At 32.4% G+C, this 19,937-nt stretch carries 18 protein-coding genes; 7 read left to right on the forward strand and 11 right to left on the reverse strand.

Annotation, left to right across the window (positions count from 1 at the left end):
- Nucleotides 1–289 precede the first annotated feature (289 nt).
- The 3 genes from DM444_RS00350 to DM444_RS00360 all read left to right on the forward strand — a co-directional run bounded on the left by DM444_RS00350 (nucleotide 290) and on the right by DM444_RS00360 (nucleotide 4,951).
- Nucleotides 290–2,671, forward strand: a complete 2,382-nt coding sequence (locus tag DM444_RS00350; RefSeq protein ID WP_111282911.1) for a TonB-dependent receptor — start codon at nucleotides 290–292, stop codon at nucleotides 2,669–2,671.
- A 57-nt stretch (nucleotides 2,672–2,728) separates the two neighbouring features.
- Nucleotides 2,729–3,826, forward strand: coding sequence for a PepSY-associated TM helix domain-containing protein (locus tag DM444_RS00355; RefSeq protein WP_239455544.1), 1,098 nt, complete (start codon nucleotides 2,729–2,731; stop codon nucleotides 3,824–3,826).
- Nucleotides 3,827–4,228: 402 nt separating this feature from the next.
- Nucleotides 4,229–4,951, forward strand: a complete 723-nt coding sequence (locus DM444_RS00360; RefSeq protein WP_111282913.1) for a beta/alpha barrel domain-containing protein — start codon at nucleotides 4,229–4,231, stop codon at nucleotides 4,949–4,951.
- A gap of 275 nt (nucleotides 4,952–5,226) precedes the next feature.
- Here the strand turns inward: DM444_RS00360 and DM444_RS00365 are convergent, their stop codons facing one another.
- The 3 genes from DM444_RS00365 to DM444_RS00375 form a co-directional block, all read right to left on the reverse strand.
- Nucleotides 5,227–6,036, reverse strand: a complete 810-nt coding sequence (locus tag DM444_RS00365; protein WP_111282942.1) for an SDR family NAD(P)-dependent oxidoreductase — start codon at nucleotides 6,034–6,036, stop codon at nucleotides 5,227–5,229.
- Between the two features lie 63 nt (nucleotides 6,037–6,099).
- A complete protein-coding gene (locus DM444_RS00370; RefSeq protein ID WP_111282915.1) occupies nucleotides 6,100–6,687 on the reverse strand; it encodes a TetR/AcrR family transcriptional regulator in 588 nt (195 codons plus the stop codon).
- A 170-nt stretch (nucleotides 6,688–6,857) separates the two neighbouring features.
- Complete coding sequence (locus DM444_RS00375) at nucleotides 6,858–9,245, reverse strand: TonB-dependent receptor (RefSeq protein ID WP_111282917.1); 2,388 nt, start codon at nucleotides 9,243–9,245, stop codon at nucleotides 6,858–6,860.
- A gap of 141 nt (nucleotides 9,246–9,386) precedes the next feature.
- On the opposite strand from DM444_RS00375, the gene DM444_RS00380 reads away from it, so the two are divergent.
- From DM444_RS00380 to DM444_RS00390, 3 genes are read left to right on the forward strand one after another with little or no spacing between them, the layout of a single operon-like run.
- Entirely contained in the window at nucleotides 9,387–10,409 is a 1,023-nt protein-coding gene (locus DM444_RS00380; RefSeq protein ID WP_239455545.1) for a sensor histidine kinase, read from the forward strand.
- The gene (locus DM444_RS00385; RefSeq protein WP_111282921.1) at nucleotides 10,406–11,104 is read left to right on the forward strand and encodes a LytR/AlgR family response regulator transcription factor; all 699 of its coding nucleotides are present in this window, start codon (nucleotides 10,406–10,408) and stop codon (nucleotides 11,102–11,104) included. The genes DM444_RS00380 and DM444_RS00385 overlap by 4 nt, the downstream gene beginning before the upstream one ends.
- 12 nt (nucleotides 11,105–11,116) lie before the next feature.
- The gene (locus DM444_RS00390; RefSeq protein WP_111282924.1) at nucleotides 11,117–11,482 is read left to right on the forward strand and encodes an immunity protein Imm33 domain-containing protein; all 366 of its coding nucleotides are present in this window, start codon (nucleotides 11,117–11,119) and stop codon (nucleotides 11,480–11,482) included.
- A 57-nt stretch (nucleotides 11,483–11,539) separates the two neighbouring features.
- Here DM444_RS00390 and DM444_RS00395 read toward each other — a convergent pair whose 3' ends face one another.
- From DM444_RS00395 to nadA, 7 genes are read right to left on the reverse strand one after another with little or no spacing between them, the layout of a single operon-like run.
- The gene (locus tag DM444_RS00395; protein WP_111282926.1) at nucleotides 11,540–11,986 is read right to left on the reverse strand and encodes a CopD family protein; all 447 of its coding nucleotides are present in this window, start codon (nucleotides 11,984–11,986) and stop codon (nucleotides 11,540–11,542) included.
- 19 nt (nucleotides 11,987–12,005) lie between these two features.
- Nucleotides 12,006–12,722, reverse strand: coding sequence for an anaerobic ribonucleoside-triphosphate reductase activating protein (locus DM444_RS00400; protein WP_239455546.1), 717 nt, complete (start codon nucleotides 12,720–12,722; stop codon nucleotides 12,006–12,008).
- On the reverse strand, nucleotides 12,676–12,843 hold the full coding sequence (nrdD, locus tag DM444_RS23975) for an anaerobic ribonucleoside-triphosphate reductase (protein ID WP_204251652.1): 168 nt from the start codon (nucleotides 12,841–12,843) through the stop codon (nucleotides 12,676–12,678). Before nrdD ends, DM444_RS00400 begins: the two co-directional genes overlap by 47 nt.
- The gene (locus tag DM444_RS00410) at nucleotides 12,824–14,947 is read right to left on the reverse strand and encodes a ribonucleoside triphosphate reductase (protein ID WP_111282928.1); all 2,124 of its coding nucleotides are present in this window, start codon (nucleotides 14,945–14,947) and stop codon (nucleotides 12,824–12,826) included. The genes nrdD and DM444_RS00410 overlap by 20 nt, the downstream gene beginning before the upstream one ends.
- A gap of 10 nt (nucleotides 14,948–14,957) precedes the next feature.
- Nucleotides 14,958–15,692 (reverse strand): iron-sulfur cluster repair di-iron protein, encoded by a 735-nt coding sequence (ric, locus tag DM444_RS00415; protein WP_111282930.1) that lies wholly within the window; start codon nucleotides 15,690–15,692, stop codon nucleotides 14,958–14,960.
- Nucleotides 15,693–15,722: 30 nt separating this feature from the next.
- On the reverse strand, nucleotides 15,723–17,237 hold the full coding sequence (nadB, locus tag DM444_RS00420; protein ID WP_111282932.1) for an L-aspartate oxidase: 1,515 nt from the start codon (nucleotides 17,235–17,237) through the stop codon (nucleotides 15,723–15,725).
- A 29-nt stretch (nucleotides 17,238–17,266) separates the two neighbouring features.
- Nucleotides 17,267–18,199, reverse strand: a complete 933-nt coding sequence (nadA, locus tag DM444_RS00425) for a quinolinate synthase NadA (RefSeq protein WP_111282934.1) — start codon at nucleotides 18,197–18,199, stop codon at nucleotides 17,267–17,269.
- A gap of 348 nt (nucleotides 18,200–18,547) precedes the next feature.
- On the opposite strand from nadA, the gene DM444_RS00430 reads away from it, so the two are divergent.
- Complete coding sequence (locus tag DM444_RS00430) at nucleotides 18,548–18,919, forward strand: group III truncated hemoglobin (protein ID WP_111282936.1); 372 nt, start codon at nucleotides 18,548–18,550, stop codon at nucleotides 18,917–18,919.
- Between the two features lie 138 nt (nucleotides 18,920–19,057).
- Here DM444_RS00430 and DM444_RS00435 read toward each other — a convergent pair whose 3' ends face one another.
- Entirely contained in the window at nucleotides 19,058–19,654 is a 597-nt protein-coding gene (locus DM444_RS00435) for a Crp/Fnr family transcriptional regulator (protein ID WP_111282938.1), read from the reverse strand.
- Nucleotides 19,655–19,937: the final 283 nt, after the last annotated feature.

Raw genomic sequence — 19,937 nt, forward strand, 5'->3', positions numbered from 1 at the left:
TAGCGCAATTCTTGATCTTTTTCCATAATGATACTTTTTGTGTATCGCTATTTCAGGACAAGACATTTAATTAAAATAAAAAGTCATTCCACAACGGAGTGGCTTTTGTTTTTTATACCAATTCTAAATGCATCTAAATTTGTATTTTGTATTTATAAGTCAGCGTCAATTTGCAAAGAGATATTCTTTCTTAATTATTTTTTAAGAAAATTTTAATCTTTCTATAAGAAGTCACTTCCCGTTTATATATTTGTAACCAGTCTAAATAAAGATAAATCGCAAATTTTATATGGAAACAATTTTTAAAACACTTAAAAACAATGTTTTATGTCAAGTGTTTACTGCCTTTTTGATTCTTTTCTTCTGTTCAGAAACGGCTTTTTCTCAGTCAACTGTAGGTTCAATTTCTGGTAAAGCTTTGGTTAAAGACGGAAATTATTTACAAGGTGCAACCGTTAAAATTTCAGAATTAAATAAAACTACTACAACGGATTCTGATGGTACTTACCAATTAAAAAATATTCCTTTCGGAACTTATTTGGTTGAAATAAAATTAAATGGTTACGAATCTTCTCCTGCTTCGGTTATTGTTGATCAGAACAATACAGAAGTTATTCTTGATTTTGAAATGGCTTATACTTCACAAAAATTAGAAGAAGTAATTGTAAGTTCTGGAGGAAACAGATTTGCAAGAAAAGAAAGTGAAGAGGTTTCTAAAATGAAACTGAAAAACATGGAAAACCCACAGGTTTATACTATTGTAAGCAAGGAATTAATGAAAGAGCAGGTAATCACAGATTATAACAGTGCTTTTAAAAATGTTCCAGGCGCAGGTATCGCCGAAGTAAGAAATCAGGGAAGAACAACTAACATTTCTAGAGGATTTGCTACACCACAATTGGTAAGAAACGGAGTTGGAAGTTTTACGTATAACTCAATCGATCCGTCTAATTTAGAGCGTATTGAAGTCATAAAAGGGCCATCGGCAACTTTGTTCGGAAGTACCATTTCTTCTTTTGGTGGATTGTTTAACCGAGTTACCAAAAAGCCTTTTAATTTCTTTAAAGGAGAAGTATCTTATTCAGCTGGTGATTGGGATTTGAATCGCTTTACGGCTGATATTAACACGCCTCTTAACGAAGATAAAACCGCTCTTTTTAGAATTAACACAGCGTTGCACAGCGAGAGAAGTTTTCAGGATGCAGGATTTAATAAAAGCTTTTTCATCGCGCCAAGTTTTTCTTATGAAGTGAGCGAAAGACTGACTTTGTTAATTGATGCAGAATTTAGTGTTTCTAAAGGAACGTCTCCAACGCGATTAACGCCTTATACAAAAGCAGATGCAACTGCTCATAGCATTGAAGAATTAGGAATTCCGTACAATCTTTCGTTTGCCAATAATACAGTAAATTATACAGGACAACAGTACAATATTTTTGCTCAGTTGAAATATAAAATTTCAGACGAATGGACTTCGCAGACAATCGTTTCACGTACAAGATCTTCATCAGAAGGATATGTTGTGGCTTTGACTATGTTAAGTAATGAAACTCTTAGACAGCAAGTTACAAATCAAGATTATCCTTATTATGGTACTGATATTCAGCAGAATTTCAACGGTGATTTTAAAATAGGAAAATTGCGTAATAGAGTAGTGGCAGGTTTAGATTTTTACAGCCTTCGCGCGACACGTAATGATGCAACAGTAAATATGCCAGCGATTAACTTTAAGAAACCTGGAGATGCTTACAACAATTTTACAATCAATAAAATAGAACCGTTATTTGAAACTGCAACCTATACCAATATGGTGTCAAATAATGAGAGAACTTATAGTGCTTATGTTTCTGATGTATTGAATGTTACCGACAAATTATTAGTAATGGCAGGTGTTAGAGCCGATCGTTACATTAATAAAGGAGTGTATTATCCAAGCCGTGATTCTATTGCTGGAAATTACAATCAGACCGCATTTTCTCCTAGATTAGGAGCTGTTTACCAAGTGGTTAAAGATAAAGTTTCTGTCTTTGGAAATTACATGAACGGATTCAATAATGTTGGAGGATCTGATTTTAATGGAAATACTTTTAAGCCAAATCAGGCGAATCAATTAGAAGGTGGTGTTAAATTTGACTTTAATAAAATCAGTGCGACTTTTAGTTATTATGACATAAAAGTTACAAACGTGACGCGCGACGACCCAGATCATGCAAACTTTCAAATTCAAGATGGAACGCAATTGAGTAAAGGTTTTGAAGCTGAATTGATTGCAAATCCAATTAAAGGTTTAAATATTGTGGCTGGTTATACGTACAATGACAGTGAATATACAAAAGCAAATCCGAGCATTAATGGTTTAAGACCTACAACTGCTAGTTCGCCTACAACCGCCAATCTTTGGGCAAGTTATAGATTGACAGAAGGTGCAGCTTCTGGTCTTGGATTTGGTTTTGGAGGGATTTATGGAAGCGAATATTATCAAACGAATACAACGACTTTTAAATTTACTATTCCTTCTTATACCGTTTTGGATGCTTCTGTGTTTTATGACAGACCAAAATTTAGATTAGGATTAAAAGTAGACAATCTTACCAATAAAAAATATTGGTCTTATCGTCTAGCGGCTCAGAACCCAACGAGAGTTACAGGAAATATTACCTTTAAATTCTAAGGATTACAATTCGTCATTTCAAATGATATTATCTACATTTGGATTTTATTGCAAATTATGACCAAAGGTTTTAAAAATACTATTAGACAAATACATTTGTGGCTCGGTTTAGCATCGGGCCTCATTGTTTTTATAGTGAGCATTACAGGATTTCTTTATGTTTTTGAAGAAGAAATTCGTGATTTTTCGCAGAAAGAATATCTTCATGTTCCCGTTCAGGAAAAGCCATTTATAGGTTTAAAAACTATAATTGAAAATTACGAACGCCTCGAACCTAAACAGAAAATTACGGCTTTAAAAATTGATAAAGCAGAGTCTAATGCTGCAGTTCAAATTTCGACCAAAAAGAAAAAGACGTATTATTTCAATCCGTATGATGGAACTTTAATAAATCAGCAAGGTTCAGATTGGTTAAATACTGTACTAGAAATACATCGTACTTTATTATTGGGCGAGTTTGGCGAATTTATTCAAGGCTGGTCGGTTGTGATTTTCATCATTATGCTGATTACAGGATTGATTTTATGGTTTCCAAAGCAAAGGCGTTTGCTTAAACAATCTTTAAAGATAAAATGGAGCGGTTCTTTTAAAAGAGTCAATTTTGATTTACATCAAGTTCTCGGATTTTACGCTTCTATTTTTTTGCTTTTAATTGCTTTTTCAGGAACGTATTTTAAATATGAAACAGTAAAAAAAGGAGTAAGTTTAGTTACAGGAGCTAAATTAAGAAAAGGTGATGAAGTGATTTCTAATGCAAAAATAGATTCAACGACAATTCCTGTTCGTTATAATAATATCTACGAAAGTGCTAATGCAAAATATCCAGGAGCAACTTCAGTTTCATTTTCGATAAGAAAGACGGGAGAATTGCGATTAAGAATGACGTATCCAAATGATTGGGCAAGAAATCAAAACACGCTTTTCTTTGACGGAAAAACAGGACAGATACTGCGAACCAAATTGTACAAAGACAATAATGCAGCAGATATTTACGAAGCAAGTAATCACGATTTACATACAGGAGTTTTCTTTGGACTTACTGGCAAAATAATTTGGAGTTTGGTTAGTTTGATTGGAGCTTCTCTTCCTATAACTGGATTTGTTATTTGGTGGAAGAAAGGAAAGAAGTCTAAGAAAAAAAAGACTAAAAATTAAAATCTTTTCAAGTAAAATATCTCTTTGTTCCGTAGGAACATCTGGTCGGTAGAATCAGGTTGTTGTCATTGTTTTACGTTCCGTAGGAACGTTTGGTTTTTATCATTTTTTATGGTGGCGTATATTAAACGTTCCTACGGAATGTGAATGAGGTTGTCGTTTTTTTTTACCAATCAAACATTCCTACGGAATGATAATCCCATTTTAAATCATTTCTTGTTTGGTTATATTTTGAAATATTGAATTCTACTTTTTGCTAGATTTTCCATTAAACTATACGGCAGATTTTATTTCACTACAAATTTTCCTTAACTCATTACAAAATGTAATTTTTAGCATTTATTTTATAAAAAAAATAAATTTCAATATCCTAAATTTGGTCATAATGCAAAAATCAAGACCATGGAAATCAATTTAATTTCAGATTCATTTTGGGGAAATAAGAAGAAAATTTCTCTCTGGGATAGATTATTTAGAAGAAATAAACCGATAAATAAAGCACTATCTACACCAGAAATGATTAGTAAAAACTGTCGAGGATTACAGCTGGGAAATGAAAACTTAAAATCATTTCTCTTCTCTACAGATATGGCGCTTATTGAAAACAATGATGCAGATGCTATTTTGGCGGTTTATCCTTTTCCACCATCACCAAAAATAATCAAAACGCTGATTGATTTTGCAGGAAAACCTATTGTGTGCGGTGTTGGAGGCGGAACAACTAAAGGGAAAAAATCCGTAGAAATGGCAATTTATGCAGAACAAGCTGGAGCGTCAGGAATTATTGTAAATATTCCGTTTGAAAATAAAGACATCAAAAAAATAAGAGAAAAAATTGCGATACCAATTATAGCAACTGTTACTTCATCTGATTATAATTTTTTAAAAGAAAAAATTGATGCTGGAGTCAATATTTTTCATGTTTCTGGAGGAGCACATACAGCTAAAATTGTAAAAGAAATTACGACTAAATTTCCCGATTTTCCTGTAATGGCTACAGGCGGAAAAAGTCTAAACAATATCGAAGAATCTATTCATTCGGGTTCGAGAGCGATTGTGCTTTCGCCGCCATCAAATAAAGATTTGTTCAAAACAATTATGAATAAATATAGAAGAGCTTTCTAAGAAAAATGCACAAAAATAAACGGGATTGTCACTGAATTTGAGACAATCCAGTTTTTATGTTTGCATAAATTTTTTTGTTCCGTAGGAACATCTGGTCGGTAGAACCGATGTTGTTGTCGTTATTTTACGTTCCATAGGAACGTTTGTTTTATCAATTTTTATAATAATGTACATCAAACGTTCCTACGGAACGTAAAAATGCTTGTCATTTTTTTTCTACCAACGAAACATTCCTACAGAATGATAATCATTTTTTTGCTAAAAGCATGAATTAATTAACCATGTGCTTCAACTGAAACATCATTCCATTTTTCCCAGCTTTCTAATCTTTGATCGTAGCTTTGTTTTACAAAAGGAAATGCTACTTTTCCAAGTAATAAACGTAATGGCGGATTTTCGTTTTCTACTAATTTCACTACTATAGGAGCAGTCGCTTCGACTTTGCCAAATATGTTTTCTCTTTCAGCTAAAGCTTTTTTGATTTCGTCATAATAAGGTAAACTTTCGCTGGTAATTCCAGTATGCCAGATATTAGATTCGTATCCGTTTGGTTCCAATAAAGTAACGTTGATTCCGAATTGTTTTACTTCAGATGCTAAAGTTTCACTTAAACCTTCAATAGCAAATTTAGAAGCACTGTAAAGTCCCATTCCTGTTGGTAAAGTTGCTAATCCTAAAATTGAAGAAACCTGGATAATATGACCGCTTTTTTGCTCTCTCATTATTGGAATAACAGCTTGGGTTAACCATAAAGTTCCAAAGAAATTCGTTTCAAATTGTTCTCTAGCTTCGCTTTCGCTTGCTTCTTCAACTGCGCCTGTAAGTGCGTAACCTGCATTGTTGATCAAAACATCGATAGTTCCAAAATGCTGTTTTACTTTTTGAACCACTTCTAGTGATTCTTGACGGTTATTTACATCTAATTTTAAAGGTAAAATCGCATTTCCGTATTTTTCTTTTAAATCGTTTAAGGTTTCAAGGTTTCTAGCAGTTCCTGCTACATTGTATCCTTTTGCTAAAAAAGCTTCTGCCCAAGCTCTTCCAAATCCTTTTGAAGCTCCTGTAATTAAAATTGTTTTTGACATGGTATTTGTTTTTATAATTATCATTTAAATATGACTGATCGGTCATTTTTATGGTAAAAAAAATTATATCAATTTTTTAGATATAATTTTTTTAAGCGTTTTTTCTATTGTTTTCATGTTATCATTGTTTCCAGACATTCTAGACATCAAATGTCCGCCTTCTAACATAGCAAAAAGTACAGTTGAGAATTCTGCTGCATTCCAGTTTGGATCGAATTCTTTATCAGCGATTCCTTTTTCTATAATAGAAGTTAAAAGCACTTGTCCATGTTTGATTGCGGTATTTACTTTTTCTTTCACAATCGGATTCGTGTCATCAGCTTCCGTTCCAAAATTCAATAATGGACAGCCACCAGTAACTGGCGGATTTATCGGATTACTGAAAAAGTCGATATAGGCGTAAAGTTGTTCTGTAGCACTTTTTCCTTGAGATAATTCTGCCTGAAGTTTACTGCTTAATACTTTCATATTATGATCTACAGCGGCACAAGCCAAAACATCTTTATTTTCAAAATGAACGTACATACTTCCTTTAGACAGTTTGGTTGCTTCCATAATATCGCTCATAGAAGTAGCTGCAATTCCTTTTGTATTAAAAATAGGAGCGGCTTTTTCTATAATAAATTGTCTGGTTTCTTCACCTTTTGTCATGATGGATTGTATTATAACGATACAAATATATGACCGATTGGTCATAAAAACAAATAAATAATGATTTTTTTATGTATTTATTTGTTTTTTAAACAGATAAAACAGCTTTAAACATCTGGAAAGGTTAATGTTTGAAGCTGTTTTGCTTAAATTAAACTTATTCTAAAAAATTAATTCGCTCGATTTCTTTCCTCTTCATTTCCAAAATTTCTTTCTTTAGATTTTATATTTTGGTTTCCAAATTTATAACTCAAAGCAATTCTGAAAGCTCTAGAATCATTGTAATTTTTCATCGTATTTTTAATTCCGTTTGAATAATAAGAAATTAAAGGCTTTTGTGCATTCAATAAATCTTCTCCGGTTAAAGTAATCGAAAGATTCTTTTTTAAAGCTAGAAATTTCACCGAAACATCTAAAATATTTAAAGTCGAAATATTAAAAACCTGATAGCGTCCTGGCAATTGCAAACCATAATTTAAACCCAGAAAAAGAGTTTTAGATTGATTTACTGTAAAATCATTGTTGGTGTATATATAACCGTTGTAACCATCTACAGAAGCAATTAGATTGGTTCTCGATTTTACATTTTGATAGTTTAAATTAAATCCCATAAAGCTGTTCCACCATGAATATTTATTGAAATTGTAATACGTCGAAAGACCGATTTGGTAAGTATCTGCGTAGTTTATTGGCGTGCTTTTCGTGATATTCGTTTCAGGATCGATAATCGCTAATTCTTGTCCGAAATCAGAAACTTGTGAAAAATAAACCGCATTTACCCATTTCTGATTTCTGATATAAGAAAATTCAAAATTGTCGATAATAGAAGGCTTCAAAAACGGATTTCCTTCAGAATAATAAAACGGACTAGTTCTAATCACAAACGGATTCAAATATTCAAAATCTGGTCTGCGGATTCTTCGGCTGTAGTTTAAAGAATAGGAATTGTTATCGTTCGCATTGTAAGTCACATAAGCCGTTGGAAACAATTTAATATAATTGTTTTTATTGGTTTGGTTTAGATTTTCAGAATAACCTTCTGTTTGTGTCGCTTCGGTTCTTAAACCAATTTGAGTTTCCCATTTTTCGCTCAGTTTTTTATTGGCAGAAAAATAGATTGCCTCGTTGTATTCTTTGTAAGTGAATATATTAGAGTAATTTGTATCAAGAATTGGAGTTCCAGTTTCGTTATCAAAAACAGTTAAATTGTTTTTAGTATTCGTATAAAATCCTTTTCCACCAAAGCTAATATTCGCCCAAGAATAAGGAAGTGAAACATCCATTTTTACCGAATAATTTTTCAATTGGTTTAAGTTAGAATTAATTGTTGCGAAATAAGTTTCAGAAATGTTTTCTTTTTGATTGTCCATTTCATTGCCTGAAAAAACTCGAGAATCGTCTTTTTGATAGTTGAAATAATCCAAATCTACTGTGATATTTTTGCCTTCATTATTTAAAACAAAAACGTTATTCCAGTTTAAAGAATTCATTTGTGGTTTGTTTCGTGCATTTACATCAGACAAAATATAAGAATTGATTTCTCCCGAAGTATTATAACGAGTCGTCAACGGATTATTTGCGGAATTTCTGTCATTAAAGCTTCCTAAATATTTTACTCCAGAAGTCCATTTTTCAGTTAATTTATAATCGATACCAAAACCAAGGCTTAATAAATTGGTTTTTGCTTTGGTTGAAATATCTTGTTTCCAAACTTCATTAAGATAATAAATTCGGTTATCTGATGTCGTGCGAAATTGATCTGTTCCTTTATTAATAGAAGCTTGAAGCGAAAGTTTATTGTAATTGTAAATAAACAATCCGTTTATGTTTCCGCTTGCATAACTTCTCTGTACATAAGTAGACCCAAGATTAGCAGTCCATGAATTCGCTTTAGCAGTTTTCAATTTTATATTGATTAAACCGCTGTTTCCTTCCGCTTCATATTTTGCTGGAGGCGTTGTAATTACCTCGATACTTTTTATATTATCAGCAGGAATTGATCTAAGAAATGCAACCAAATCTTCCTGCGTCATTTTATTCAAACGATCGTCAATCATAACCAAAACCTGTCCTTTTCCAACAATAGAAATCGTTTCGTTTTGAACTCTAACTGTTGGCGTAGATTTTAAAGCATCTAAAGCTGTTCCACCAGTTGCAACAACAGAATTTTCGACATTAAAAACCAATCGATCGACTTTTTGTTCTACCAGTTTTTTTCTTGACTTAACGGTTACGCCATCAAGCTGAATCTGTTCTTTTACTTCCAAATTTCCTAAATCAATATTTTGATTTACGATTATTTCTTTGTTGCTAAATTCAGTTCCAAATTGTTCGATGATTAATCTATAATTTCCATTTTCAGCACTTAAAATAAAGTTACCTAAACTATCAGTTGAAGCTTGTTGATATAAAATTTTATCTCTTTTTAATAAAGTTGCCGTTGCAAATTCAAGCGGTGTTTTATTCTGATTGATGATTTTTCCTTTTACTGAAAATTGTTGTCCGAATACGTTAATTTGAAATAGAAATAAGACGGATACTAAAATGATTCTGTTCATGGTTTTGAATTTAATTACAGGGCAAAACTGTTAGAATTAAAACCCAAAAACCACTTTTATCGACAAACCCCTTCGATTAATCTGCAAACCCGTAAAAATGCTTTTTCATGAATGTATATCTTTGTTTTAAAAATATACCGAATGTATAAAGGAACTATTACCAAAAGACTTGAATGTCTAATTCATCTTATTTATTGGATTTTAATTTTTTATTTCTCTTTCTTGAAAAAACCGATTGGAGCACAATTTTCTGTACCTGATCTTTTTCTTTGTACGTACTTTATCGTTTTTATTATTACGTTCTATTTTCATTATTTGATTGTAATGAAAAAGGTTTTTAAAGCTTTTAATTGGAAAAGACTTTTCGCGGGTGTTTTCATTTCGTATCTCGTTTTTACTTTTCTTAGATTTCTTTTGGAACAAATCATAACCAAACTTTTATTTGATAGAGTAAATTATACTGAAGTTAATTTTCTGAATTATATGCTCGATAATTTACATTACAGTAGTTTGGTCATTATTTTGAGTTCGTTTCTTTGGTTTGTTATTTATTCGATTCGTCTTTTGGAATATAACAAGCTTATTCTAGAAGAAAATAAGAATACGGAAATCAAATTCTTAAAAGCACAGATTAATCCGCACTTCGTATTTAATACTTTAAATAACATTTACTCAATGGTTTATTTTCAATCAGATAAGTCATTGATGGCAATTGATAAATTGAGCCAGATTATGCGTTTTACAACTTACGAATCTCAGAAAGAAAAGATTAAACTTTCAGAAGAAGTTGATTATATAAAAGCGTATATTGAACTCGAACAATTGAGACATCAGGAAAGTGTTTTGGTTAATTTTGAGGTTGAAATTAAAAATGAGTTCGAAGAAATTCCGCCATACATTTTGTCCCCTTTAGTCGAAAATGCTTTAAAACACGGAGAAGTTTCAGACTCAGAACCCATAGAAATTCAGTTGAAAGTTTCTTCTGAAAAATTGATTTTTAAAGTGAAGAATAAAATTGGAACACAGAAAAAAGATAGTCTAGGTGGAATTGGTTTAGACAATTTGAAAAAGCGTTTACAGATTCATTATCCTGAAAAACAGCAATTAAAAATCACAAAAGAAGAAAACCATTTTACAGCCGAACTTGAAATAGATTTAAAATGAATAAAAAAATAAACTGCATTATTCTAGACGACGAACCTTTTGCTGTAAAATTAATTGCCGATTACGCTTCTAAAATTTCCAGATTAAATGTTTTATATGCTGATAGTGATGTTTTTAAAGCAATAGAAGTTTTAAATACTGAATCGGTTGATTTGATTTTTATTGATATTCAAATGCCGCAATTAACGGGAATTGAATTGATGCAAATGTTTAATCAGAAATATAATTTTATTATTACGTCGGCATATTCGCAGTATGCTCTGGAAGCTTTTCAATTTCATGTAATTGATTATTTGTTGAAACCTATTACGTTTAATCGATTTTATCAAAGTGTAGAAAAGTTCATTCGTTGGCAGGAAACTTTTCAAGTTCAGGAAAAAGCAGGTGAAGATTATTTATTCGTAAAAGCCGATCGTAAGCATTATAAAATTGCTTTAAACGATATTTTATTTATCGAGGGATTAAGAGATTATATCCGAATTCATACGAATGATGAAAAAATCATGGCATTGGAAAACATGAAAGATATTCTGGGAAAACTTCCTTCGAATCAGTTTATTAGAATCCATCGTTCGTATATTATTCCAAAAGATAAAATTAAAGTTATTGACGGAAATCAGATTGTAATGAAAAGCGGTAATGCTTTGCCAATAGGAGAGACGTATAGAAAGTTGGTTAGTGAATGGTTGAATTAATAAAATAATTAAATGAAAGAAAACAATGAATTAATTGAAGTTCAAAAACAAATTTGCGACAAGTATGGTTTGAAGTTTGAACCTTGCGAATTAGATTTAAAAGTTGGAATATCATTAAATATAATTGAGAAAAACTACGAAATGCCTATTTATGCGTCAAGGCTTCGTGCTGAAAATGGTACAAATGGATGGTATATCTATGCAGGTGACTATTCTGATGCAGATGATTTTTTTAAGCCTTTGCATGCTTCTCACTTAGAGGAATTTTGTCCGTTACTTCTACCTTATTTAGGATTAGCTCCCGGAAGCAAGGTTTTAATTGCAGAAAATGGTAATTATGTTGATGTTTGGGAGGATTTATCTTTGTTGGAAAGTTAATTAAAAAGCGCAAAGTCATATAACCATTTTGCGCTTGCATTAAATTGGTTAGTTAGTTCAAATCCCACCATAACGAAGCGTTGATCCTAAAACCAGCATTGCAACTCCTATTGAAGTAACAGTTAAAATAATTACGGCTATTTTTTTGATATTATTTTCATTGAGATTTGGAATAACATAAAATTGAGCACAAACTGCACAGATAAAAGTACAGAAAAGCAAAATCAATTTTAGTGAAACAACTTTCTCAAATCCACTCTTAAAATGAAAGCAGGTTTCTATGGTTACACCAAAATCATACGCCATCCAGATTCCTGTTACAATCAGTAAAACAAGAGATGACATTCCGAGCGTTTCGAATTTCTTTTCAAAATTTAGAATAATTTTAGGGTCTTTTTTCTTTAATGCTGTTGGCAAATAACAAATAGCTAAAAGTAAATGACCTCCAACCCAAATTGTTGCCGCTAAAAGATGAATTATTAGTATAAAATGATGTAAGGTCATAACATATTCATTTTAAATTTCACTCTCTAAAAATAACTTTTATTTTTGGAGTTGAGAAGTTTTTAAATCTTATTTCTTTATTCGAATGATCTAGTTTTGAAAGAGTTGGAACATTATTCATAAAATGCTGTACATAATAATTTCCTTCAAAATTTTTAGTCTCCAAATATTCGATCATTTTTATAAAATCATTTTCTGAAATTAACGAAGAATGAAAAGTCGTGCGAACCTCAAACGGAATATTCGACTGAATTAAAAGAGAAAGACTTTCTTCAAATTCAGAAAATAAGCCTGATTGCGTTAGTTTTTTAAAGGTATGAGGAAGACTTTTATAATCTAACGCGACATAATCAATTAATTGATCATGAATCAGGCTGTTCAATATTTTTGGATTGGAACCGTTGGTATCTATTTTTACCGCAAATCCCATTGTTTTGATTTCTTTTATAAAATCAATGATATTTTTGTGTAAAGTACATTCGCCACCGCTTAATACTACGCCGTCTAATAATCCTTTTCGGGTTTTTAGGAAAGCAAGAACAGAATCAAAATCTATTTTTCCCTTTCCTAAAACAATATCTGGATTGTAGCAGTATAAACACCGCATGTTACAGCCCGCAAACCACACTATGCAGGCCGTTTTATGCGGATAATCTAATAAAGTAAAAGGCGTGAGGCTAAATATTCCTTTAGTAGATAATGGTTTCTTCGAAATGTGTGCGCTGTTGGTGTTCACCTTTTTTTCCAATATTAAAACTTTCTACAGGTCTGTGATAACCCATTACACGTGTGTAAACCAAGCATTTACTTCTTTCGTTTTTATTCTCTGCTAGAATTTTATGCGTTTTTGTTTTCATAAGCCAAGTGTTTTTGATTGTTTTTATTGAGTAAAATTTCGTCGCATTTTGGACAATATTCATGTTCTCCGTTGAGATATCCGTGAATAGGACAGATGCTAAAAATTGGTGTTACGGTTATATAGGGCAGTTTAAAGTTGGTTAAAACTTTCTTTACAAAGTTTTTACAAGCTTCTGGACTACTTATTTTTTCTCTCATATAAAGATGCAAAACTGTACCGCCAGTATATTTGCATTGCAATTCGTCTTGAAGCAATAAGGCTTCAAAAGGATCATCGGTATGATCAACTGGAATTTGTGAACTATTCGTATAGTAAATATTCTCGTTTTGTCCTGCTTGCAAAATCTCTGGAAAACGCTTTTTGTCTTCTTTTGCAAAACGATACGTTGTTCCTTCGGCTGGCGTTGCTTCGAGATTGTAAAGGTTTCCAGTTTCTTCCTGAAATTCCTTCATTCGCAATCGAATATAATCTAGAATTTCTGTTGCAAAATGAATTCCAGAACTACACGTAATATTTTGCTTTCCTTCAGAGAAATTGATTACCATTTCATTCATTCCGTTTACGCCAATTGTGGAAAAGTGATTTCTGAAATGCTTCAAATAACGTTGCGTGTACGGATAAAGTCCGCGGTCGTACATTGTCTGAATAAAAGTTCTTTTTTTCTCCAAAGTCGATTTTGCAATTTTCAGTAATTCATCTAAATGAGCAAACAAATTGATGATATTTCCTCTGTGCAAATAACCCAAACGTGCCATATTAATCGTAACAACACCAATGCTTCCCGTCATTTCTGCACTTCCAAAAAGACCATTTCCTCGTTTCAATAATTCTCTTAAATCGAGTTGTAATCGGCAGCACATACTTCGAACAGCATTTGGTTTGTACGCCTCAGGGTTTTCAATACGATTTCCTTTTTCATCCAAAATATATTGGCTTCCAATAAAATTCTGGAAATAAGAGGAACCAATTTTAGCTGTGTTTTCAAATAACAAATCTACATTTTCGCCATTCCAATCAAAATCTTCTGTAATATTTACTGTTGGAATCGGGAATGTAAACGGTTGTCCGTTGGCATCTCCTTCGGTCATAATGGTATAATATGCCTTATTGATGAGATTCATTTCGTTTTGAAAATCGGCATATTTTAAATCTATTAGTTTGGATACGCCTCTTTTTTTAGCTTCCAAAATCAGATTTTTATCATTAACCTTTAAAAATAAATGTTCGTCATTTCTAGTCGGAATCTGTTCTTTCAAATCTTCTGGAACATTCCAATCCAAAGTAATATTCGTAAAAGGCGATTGTCCCCAGCGTGCGGGTACATTTAGATTGTATACGAAACTTCTAATTCCTTTTAAAACTTCTTCGTAAGAAAGTTGATCTTTAAAAACATAAGGTGCCAAATAAGTATCAAAAGAACTGAAAGCTTGAGCGCCTGCCCATTCGCTTTGCAGAATTCCTAAGAAATTAGCCATTTGTCCTAATGCTTCTCTAAAATGAGAAGGAGGTCTGCTCTCGACACGGCCGCGCACGCCGTTAAAACCTTCATTTAACAGCACACGCAAGCTCCAACCAGCGCAGTATCCGGTAAGACAATCCAAATCATGGATGTGTATGTCGCCATTCCTATGAGCAGAACCTTCTTCTTTATTATATATTTTATCCAGCCAATAATTGGCAATAACTTTTCCTGCTGTATTACTGACCAAGCCAGCATTTGAATACGAAATATTTGCATTAGCATTAATTCGCCAATCTGACTGGTTAATGTATTCTTCAACAGTTTGTGTACTGTCTATATAAGTGGTGTCATCGTTTAAACCATTAATATGTTCTCGCTGTAATTTTCTCGTATGGCGATAAATTATAAACGAACGCATGGTTTGGAAATACCCGTTTTCAAAAAGCACTCTTTCAATCATGTCCTGAATTTCTTCTACAGGCCACGAATATTTCACCTCCAAACCAGAAAGAACAATTTTAAAAATCTTTTTATCTAAAGGTTTATTGACGCTCTGAAAAGCTTTTTGAATGGCATCCTGAATTTTATAAGCTTCAAAAGGCTTATAATCTCCGTTGCGTTTGATCACATATTTCTCCATGGTTTTGTTTTTAATTAAGACATTTTTTCAAATGTTTTTCAAGCTCAATAGCTTTTGGAAATAAAATATTGTTTTCCAGATGAATATGCTTTTTTAAATCTTTGTCAAATTCTTCCAACATGAGAAAAGCTACTTTATAAGTGTTGCATGAGTCAACAGGAGGAGTATAATTATTGGTTAAAGCAGCAATTCTTTTAAAGCGCTGTCCTTCTGTAATATGATCATCTTTTAAAGTTAAAATTGGAGCTTCAATAGATAAAAAAGGCGGTGTTTCCAGTTCTGTACCTTTACTGTGTGCGGCTTTCATTTTTTTAATAAAAGGAAAAACAACCAACTCTTCTCTTTTCATATGAGCCGTGAGATCCAAATACGTTTTTGAAAAAATAGTATGAATTTCATGAAGCTCGGGATGAATCGCACCGTGAACACCGCATATTTTATTTAAGTACTCCAAAATAACAGGAGATCTTTCTTCTACATATCTATGATGGGTTTTGGTTATATAATCTGCAATCATGTCTGGAGGCCAGCTTTTATAATCAAAAGACTGATTGGCAGAACTGCCTCTTGCTTTTTCAATATGTTCAATAAGAACGCTTTCTTCGATATCTCTTTTTTTGCAGACTTCTTCAATAGTTCGATGTCCTTTGCAGCAAAAGTCAATATGGAATTTTGTAAAAATGGCTGCTGTTTTGAAATCATCTGCTACGATTTCACCAATGGTTGTTTTGCTTGTTAGTTTCATAATGCTTAGGGGTATAGATTAATTTTGGTTTCAGCATATTTTTTGGTCTGCCGCAGCTTTACATTGTTTAACAATTAATAAAGAAGCAGCAATCATGTTCGAAAATTCGATAAAAGGAATCGTAATTTCGTGTGTTTCTGTAAGTGAAACGGCATAATTATGAAGGTCTTTTATTTTTTCAAAAGCTAACTCGGCATCGCGTTCTTCACTGGTGTAAAATGCGGTTACCAGTTTTTGCAATTCTTTTTTAAGTATTTCAAAAGCAAGGTAATCATCGACATTATGTGCCTTTGGAAACTTTGGAATTAGTATTTTGGATGAAAAAATAAATTCGGCAATAGTTCTGTCTACACTTTCTGAAGCCTGATGTGCAAAGACTAAACCTTCGAGAAGTGAATTTGATGCCAGACGGTTTTTACCATGAAGTCCCGTCCTTGCGCATTCCCCGATAGCGTAGAGATTTTTAATAGAAGTAACACCATTTTGATCCACTTTAATTCCGCCACATTGATAATGAGCAGCTGGAACAACTGGAATTAAATCTTTTTCAGGTCTAATACCTAATTCATTGCAATGCGCCGTGATAACAGGAAATTGATTTGAAAAAGCTTTAGGATCCAAATGTCTGCAGTCTAAATAAACATGGTTTTTTCCACTCAATTGAAGTTCTTTACTGATGGCACTCGAGACCATATCTCGTGTTGCCAATTCGCCTCGGATATCATATTTAAACAAAAATCTTTTTCCTTCATCATTTACAATATGAGCGCCAAATCCTCTAACAGCTTCCGAAATCAAAAACAACGGATTCTCTTTTCCTGTAAATAATGCAGTTGGATGAAACTGAATATATTGCATATCCGTAATTTCTGCACCTGCACGTGCTGCAATTGCCAATCCGTCTCCTGTTGCTATTTTCGGATTTGTTGTGTTTTCAAAAAGCTGACCGCATCCGCCTGTGCATAAAACAATAGTTCTGGCTCTAATGTATTTGATTCGGTTGTGTTTTTTTTCAAAGAAAAATGCTCCGGTACAAGTAGTTTTAGCTTTTTTTGTTTCGGTATTTAAGTCAATGACCATATGATTTTCTAAGAGCTCAATATTGGGCATTTTCTTGATTATTTTGAGCAGTTTTTGCTCGATTTCCTGTCCGGAGCTATCTTTATGATGTAATATTCTATGCTGTGAATGCCCACCTTCTAGACCTAAATCCCACTGACCCTTTTCATTTTTATCAAAAGAAGCACCGATTTCGATTAGTTCTTGAAGCCTTTCGGGAGCTTGTTTAATGACCATATTTACAACATCTTTATCACACAAACCGCCTCCAGAACGAAGTGTATCATGTATGTGTTTGTTAAAACTGTCTTTTATAAGGTCTGTCACTACAGCAATACCGCCTTGAGCGAGTTGCGTATTGGTATTTTTGGCTGTTTCTTTCGTCATTATAACAATAGATAAGTCTGGACGTTTTTTTGCCGTTTTCATGGCAAAAAATAATCCCGAAATACCAGAACCGATGATAAGTATATCTGTTTTAAGCATGTTATTTTGATTTAAGGTTATTGCGTTTTTTATGATAGTTCGAGCATTCTTTTAATAGGCTTTAGGGCTTCTATTCTCAGCTCATCTTTAATTAGCATTTCTGGTCTTTCATTTTTAAGGCACAAATACAGTTTTTCGAGTGTATTCATTTTCATGAAAGCACATTCACTGCAGGCACAGCTGTTGTCTTCTGTGGTAGGAGCCGGAATCAGCGTTTTATCGGGTACAGCTTTTGAAAGCTCATGCAGGATACCGGCTTCTGTGGCCACAATGAAAACGGCAGCAGGATCCGTTTTAATGAAATTAATAATTCCCGAAGTCGAACCAATGTAATGTGCTGCTTTTAAAATATGGTCTTCAGATTCAGGATGTGCTGCAATTTTTGCAGTTGGATTTTTGTTATATATTTCTATTAATTTGTCTAATGAAAAGGCTTCATGTACAACACAAGAGCCTTTCCATAAGACCAGTTCACGTTTGGTTTCTTTCTGTAGATATTTGCCTAAATTTTCATCTGGAGCAAATATGATTTTTTGTTCTGCCGGAATAGATTCGATTATCTTTTTGGCATTCGCCGATGTGCAGACTAAATCGCTCATAGCTTTTATTTGGGCAGAACAATTGATGTAAGTTACCACAATATGATCGGGATGCTGTTCTTTGAATAATTTAAAATCTTCAGGTGGACAGCCGTCAGCAAGCGAACAGCCAGCGTTCCAATCGGGCAATACTACTTTTTTGTTTGGGTTTAAAATTTTTGCTGTCTCTGCCATAAAGTGAACTCCTGCAAAAACTATAATATCTGCATTTGTATTTTGAGCTTTTTTTGCCAGTTCAAGACTATCTCCAATAAAATCTGCTATTTCCTGAATATCCTCATCTTGATAATAATGAGCCAGGATAACGGCATTTTTTTCCTTTTTCAATCGGATTATTTCCTGTACTAAAAAGTTCTTGTTCATTTTATAGTTCTTATTTTTTCGACTTAACTATAAAGTAAAAGCCGTTGGTATTTCTTTAAAGCCTGTTTTTAAAATGTATTTAAGCATATAATTTTAATAGGGTAAATGTATTATCAACATTTCTTTCAAAATATGATTCTAATCATACTGTTTTATTTTTATTTGTTTATGTTAAGCGATACAAATTGATTTTTAATGAAAAAGGAATTAGAACAGAATAGAAAATCCTAAAATGCTTATTTTAGAAATATGATCGTAATCATACTTTATATGTAGTAGGTTTCGGAAATTTGATATTAGTTTTGAAGATGAAAGCGCCGTGAGAAAAGTGCGCTAAAATAAAAACGTATGAAAACAGATATAAAAAATAGAGATGATATTGTCATCTTGGTAAATGCTTTTTATCAGATAGTAAAAAAAGATCCAACTATTGGATATTTATTTACAGAGGTGGCGTTGGTGAATTGGGAAAAACATCTTCCTATTATGTATGATTTCTGGGATAATATTCTTTTTCATACAGGAAATTTTGAAGGTAATCCGATGGTAAAACACCGAATGCTGGATCAGAAAAGCACTTTGACCGAAACTCATTTTAGGCATTGGACTAAACTTTGGAAAACAACTGTAGATGATTTTTTTGAGGGAGAAAAAGCAAATGAAATAAAAGTCAGAGCGGAGAATATTTCAAAATTAATGATGAATAAAGTTGTTATTTAATACAAAACGGGAACCAAAAAAGTTCCCGTTTTTACTTATGAAAGATATTAAAAACGGAATTAATAATTTTCTTTTAACCCAAACAAAGGAATAAAAATCTTGTTTAAAGAAATATGATTTCGATCATACTTTGGTAAATCAATAAAATAGTTTATGATTTATAATTTCAATTTTTTTATTCTTGTTCATCATTGATATAGTCCGAATAACAGTTTCAACACGTAAGCCTGTAAAGTCTGCAATTTCTTTTCTCGTATATGGAATTTTCATTTTTCTTGAAGCTTCAATATTATGCTGTTTTTTTAAATTATCTAAAAAATATTGAATTCGATATTCAGGTTTATGATTGATGATGTTTTTTGAAAAAACAATTTTATTGTAAATCTTCCATGCAAATAATTTTAATAATTTGGTTTGTATTTCAGGATTTTCTTCAAGGAAAGAAAAGAAATTATTTTTTGATAATTTTAAGATGATACAATCGGTTTGTGCAACGGCTGAAGCTGGGTAGGGCTGATCTATAAAAAGAGGTGGCTCGCCAAAGCTATTTCCTTCATTAAAAATACCAATTGTCAAATCTTTACCGTCTTCGTTGGTGTAGCCCATTTTTACAGATCCTTCTAAAATTTGGTAATACGAAACTGGCGAATCATTTTCATAAAAAATGATCGAGTTTTTAGGAACTTTTCTAGCTACAGCTCCCCAGGTATAAAGCAAATCGGTATCAATATGCATTCTTATTCTAATAATACATTATTAAAGGTTTGATTTTTAGTAAGTGGTATTAATTATTTGAACAAAGAAAAGTATTAACGGAGAAAGAAAATATGATAATTGTTAGCTTTTGAAATTGTCTTTAAAAAGAAAAGCATGAAAGGAAATTTCCTTTCATGCTTTTTAAATTATAGAATTTTAAGATTTATTTTGCGTCAATTAGTGTAAGTGAAACTCTTCTGTTAAGCGGCCTGTTTTCGGCTGGAGTGTTAGGAACCAGAGGTTCGCTTTCCCCTTTTGAGAA

This window comes from Flavobacterium ginsenosidimutans, assembly GCF_003254625.1.
Classification (GTDB): Bacteria; Bacteroidota; Bacteroidia; order Flavobacteriales; family Flavobacteriaceae; genus Flavobacterium; species Flavobacterium ginsenosidimutans.

Bases quoted from the DNA above. Each gene is read 5' to 3' on its own strand.
- DM444_RS00380 (WP_239455545.1), top strand. From the start codon at position 9,387: ATGTATAAAGGAACTATTACCAAAAGACTTGAATGTCTAATTCATCTT.
- DM444_RS00410 (WP_111282928.1), bottom strand. From the start codon at position 14,947: ATGGAGAAATATGTGATCAAACGCAACGGAGATTATAAGCCTTTTGAA.
- DM444_RS00370 (WP_111282915.1), bottom strand. From the start codon at position 6,687: ATGACAAAAGGTGAAGAAACCAGACAATTTATTATAGAAAAAGCCGCT.
- nrdD (WP_204251652.1), bottom strand. From the start codon at position 12,843: ATGAAAACAAAAACGCATAAAATTCTAGCAGAGAATAAAAACGAAAGA.
- nadA (WP_111282934.1), bottom strand. From the start codon at position 18,199: ATGAACAAGAACTTTTTAGTACAGGAAATAATCCGATTGAAAAAGGAA.
- nadB (WP_111282932.1), bottom strand. From the start codon at position 17,237: ATGCTTAAAACAGATATACTTATCATCGGTTCTGGTATTTCGGGATTA.
- DM444_RS00435 (WP_111282938.1), bottom strand. From the start codon at position 19,654: ATGCATATTGATACCGATTTGCTTTATACCTGGGGAGCTGTAGCTAGA.
- DM444_RS00365 (WP_111282942.1), bottom strand. From the start codon at position 6,036: ATGTCAAAAACAATTTTAATTACAGGAGCTTCAAAAGGATTTGGAAGA.
- DM444_RS00385 (WP_111282921.1), top strand. From the start codon at position 10,406: ATGAATAAAAAAATAAACTGCATTATTCTAGACGACGAACCTTTTGCT.
- DM444_RS00360 (WP_111282913.1), top strand. From the start codon at position 4,229: ATGGAAATCAATTTAATTTCAGATTCATTTTGGGGAAATAAGAAGAAA.
- DM444_RS00430 (WP_111282936.1), top strand. From the start codon at position 18,548: ATGAAAACAGATATAAAAAATAGAGATGATATTGTCATCTTGGTAAAT.
- DM444_RS00355 (WP_239455544.1), top strand. From the start codon at position 2,729: ATGACCAAAGGTTTTAAAAATACTATTAGACAAATACATTTGTGGCTC.
- DM444_RS00395 (WP_111282926.1), bottom strand. From the start codon at position 11,986: ATGACCTTACATCATTTTATACTAATAATTCATCTTTTAGCGGCAACA.
- DM444_RS00390 (WP_111282924.1), top strand. From the start codon at position 11,117: ATGAAAGAAAACAATGAATTAATTGAAGTTCAAAAACAAATTTGCGAC.
- ric (WP_111282930.1), bottom strand. From the start codon at position 15,692: ATGAAACTAACAAGCAAAACAACCATTGGTGAAATCGTAGCAGATGAT.
- DM444_RS00375 (WP_111282917.1), bottom strand. From the start codon at position 9,245: ATGAACAGAATCATTTTAGTATCCGTCTTATTTCTATTTCAAATTAAC.
- DM444_RS00350 (WP_111282911.1), top strand. From the start codon at position 290: ATGGAAACAATTTTTAAAACACTTAAAAACAATGTTTTATGTCAAGTG.